Annotated in this window: 1 protein-coding gene and 2 pseudogenes (2 of these 3 only partly in view); 2 read left to right on the forward strand and 1 reads right to left on the reverse strand. The window is 67.4% G+C overall.

The genetic code is table 11. The annotated features are described in order from the left end of the window. Positions 1 to 570, reverse strand: a pseudogene (locus K728_RS19650) (molybdopterin-dependent oxidoreductase) (it extends 1,004 nt beyond the left edge of the window). 103 nt (positions 571 to 673) lie between these two features. Here K728_RS19650 and purD point away from each other — a divergent pair. Together purD and K728_RS19655 are read left to right on the forward strand one after the other, a co-directional pair. After that, positions 674 to 2,005, forward strand: a complete 1,332-nt coding sequence (purD, locus tag K728_RS0115250; protein WP_024477209.1) for a phosphoribosylamine--glycine ligase — start codon at positions 674 to 676, stop codon at positions 2,003 to 2,005. Further along, positions 2,002 to 2,427 (forward strand): annotated as a pseudogene (locus K728_RS19655) (phosphoribosylaminoimidazolesuccinocarboxamide synthase) (it continues 470 nt past the right edge of the window). The gene purD and the pseudogene K728_RS19655 overlap by 4 nt, the downstream one beginning before the upstream one ends.

A 2,427-nucleotide genomic window follows, 5' to 3' on the forward strand; every position in this document is an offset into this window, starting at 1 on the left:
CGCGGCACCCGCGATGACTGCGGTGATGCCGGCGGCGGCAAAAAAGGTGCGGCGGCTGGTGCCGGTGGCTGGGGTGTTGGTGCTGGTCGCTTCCTGGGTGGCGTCGGCGTCGTCGCGGGTTTTATGCAGCGCACGGATCAGGTAGCGCAGGGCCAGGAGGCCGACGGCGGTCCCGATCACCGTGGGGACAGCGTCCAGCAGGGTGGCGCCGGCCCGGGAAATCACCGCCGCAACAATGACGGCGCCCATCAGGACCACGCCGGCTACACCGAGCACCCACTTCCGGTAGGCGACCACACCGAGGATGGCGGCGAGGAGGACGATGGTGACGCCCATGCCAACGAAAAGTGCCACCTTGTCGTTGGTGCCGAACGTGGCGATCGCGAAGTCCTTCAACCACGGCGGGGTGAAGTCGATGAAGGTGGAGCCGAGGGCGATCAGGGGCGCGGCACGGGCGGTCAGGAAGGAGCCAAGCAGTTCTGCCACGCCCAGCACCAGGCCGGCACTGACTATCCCAGCTAGTGCTGCCAGCATGGATTCCTTGCGCCCGGGGCGTCGTAAAGCGTTCATGCACCTTATTCGGAGTGGTGCGCCGTGCGTATGGGTTGTCACAGGGCCGATTACCCCGTCACAGCTTCGCGAGGATCCAGCCGAGACAGTACGCTGAACTACTGTGAAGGTTCTAGTGATTGGCCCCGGCGGCCGCGAACACGCCCTTGTCCGAGCACTGCTATCCGACCCGTTCGTCCACGAGGTGCATGCAGCCCCCGGCAACGCGGGGATGGGCAGCATCGTCCCCACCCACGAAGTCGACGCCGCTGACCCGGCCGCTGTGACAGCCCTGGCCCAGTCCCTGGACTCGGACCTCGTGGTGATCGGCCCGGAGGCGCCGCTCGCTGCTGGAGTAGCTGACGCACTGCAGGACGCGGGAATCCCCGTCTTCGGTCCGTCCCGGGAGGCCGCCCAGCTTGAGGCGTCCAAAGCCTTCGCCAAACAGATCATGGCCGCAGCCAACGTCCCCACCGGCATGGCCCGGGTTGCTTCTAACGCCGAGCAGGCAGCCGAGGCGCTGGACATCTTCGGCGCACCCTACGTGGTCAAGGATGACGGTCTGGCCGCCGGCAAGGGCGTCGTCGTCACCACTGACCGGGCCGAGGCGCTGGACCACGCGCAGGCCTGCTTCGACGCTGGCGGCACGGTGGTCATCGAGGAGTTCCTTGACGGCCCCGAGGTGTCCCTCTTTGTGCTCTCCGACGGCCGCAACGTGCTTCCGCTCGCCCCTGCCCAGGATTTCAAACGCATTTACGACGGCGATCAGGGGCCGAACACCGGCGGCATGGGAGCCTATTCGCCCCTCGACTGGGCGCCAGCGGGACTGGTTGACGAGGTCATCGACCGGGTGGCCCAGCCCACCATCGACGAGATGGCCCACCGCGGGACACCGTTCGTTGGAGTCCTCTATGTTGGGTTGGCCCTCACCACCCGCGGCCTTCGTGTCATCGAATTCAACGCCCGCTTCGGTGATCCCGAGACGCAGGCCGTCCTTGCCCGGCTGAAGACTCCGCTAGGCGGAGTGCTCATGGCAGCAGCCAAGGGTGGGCTGGACCAGGTTGAAAGCCTCAACTGGTCTCCCCAGTCGGCAGTGGCCGTGGTCCTCGCGTCGGAGCACTACCCCGACGCTCCCCGCACGGGCGATCGCGTCCGCGGCCTGAAGCGGGCCGAGGGGATCGACGGCGTCCAGGTGCTGCACGCCGGAACCGCCCTCAAGCACGGCAAGGTGGTATCGGCCGGTGGCCGGGTACTCGCCGTAGTCGGGCTCGGAGATGACCTGACGGCCGCCCGCGACAGGGCCTACCGTGGGATCGCCGAGCTGAGCCTCAAGGGCGGTCAGTTCCGGCGGGACATTGCGTTGAAGGCCGCGCAGGGTGAGGTGGTGGCGCCCGCTGTGGCCTCCCCGTTGTCGCCTGTCACTGCCGCGTCGGCGGCCACGCCCGCGGGGGCCTGAGCGTGACGTTCGCGCCGTCGTTCATTGACGTACCCGGGTGGGCGCACATCTATTCGGGAAAAGTGCGTGACCTGTACTCGCCCCTGACCGGACCCGATGACCGGGTGCTGGTGGTCGCGAGCGACCGGATCAGTGCCTACGACTTCGTACTGTCCTCCGAGATCCCCGACAAGGGCCGGGTCCTGACCCAGCTGAGTCTGTGGTGGTTTGAACAGCTGGCCGAGGTACCCAACCATGTGCTGTCGACCGATGTGCCGGCCGAGGTTGCTGGTCGGGCGATGATCTGCCGGAAGCTGGAGATGTTCCCGGTGGAGTGCATCGCCCGTGGGTATCTCACCGGGTCCGGGCTGCTGGAATACCGCTCGTCGGGCACAGTATGCTCGCTTCCGCTGCCGTCCGGGCTGGTGGATGGGTCGCGGCTC

Source organism: Arthrobacter sp. CAL618 (assembly GCF_000468215.1).
Taxonomy (GTDB): domain Bacteria; phylum Actinomycetota; class Actinomycetes; order Actinomycetales; family Micrococcaceae; genus Arthrobacter_D.